This window comes from Pseudoflavonifractor phocaeensis (genome assembly GCF_016901955.1).
Lineage (GTDB): Bacteria > Bacillota > Clostridia > Oscillospirales > Oscillospiraceae > Flavonifractor > Flavonifractor phocaeensis_A.
The window spans coordinates 1-358 of the sequence record NZ_JACJLC010000246.1; the positions used below are offsets into that span (position 1 = coordinate 1).

Consider the following 358-nt stretch of genomic DNA (forward strand, 5'->3'; position numbering starts at 1 on the left):
TTTTCATCTCACTGTCAAGACCATTTTTTAAATGGTGACCCGTACGGGAATCGAACCCATGTTTGCGGCGTGAGAGGCCGCCGTCTTAACCGCTTGACCAACGGGCCATTTCTCTTTCGCCGCCTTTGCGGCGTCACAAGCGTTTTGCAAAGCAAAACCTTGATGCCGGGCGAATTCATTTCGCCCGAGCAGATGCAATCTGCTCAAGGGTTCCCGGCTGGCGGTGTGCAGGACACACCGCCAGTTGGGATGGTGCGCCTTCACGGATTCGAACCGGGGACCCACTGATTAAGAGTCAGTTGCTCTACCAGCTGAGCTAAAGGCGCATCTGGATCAGTGCTGTGTCAGCACCCTCAAA

2 tRNA genes are annotated in these 358 nt (G+C 54.7%); both read right to left on the reverse strand.

The window, feature by feature from the left end:
• Positions 1–32: 32 nt before the first annotated feature.
• Positions 33–107: transfer RNA gene (locus H6B51_RS17395), tRNA-Glu, on the reverse strand.
• A gap of 143 nt (positions 108–250) precedes the next feature.
• Positions 251–326 (reverse strand) — tRNA-Lys (locus H6B51_RS17400).
• Between the last annotated feature and the right edge of the window lie 32 nt (positions 327–358).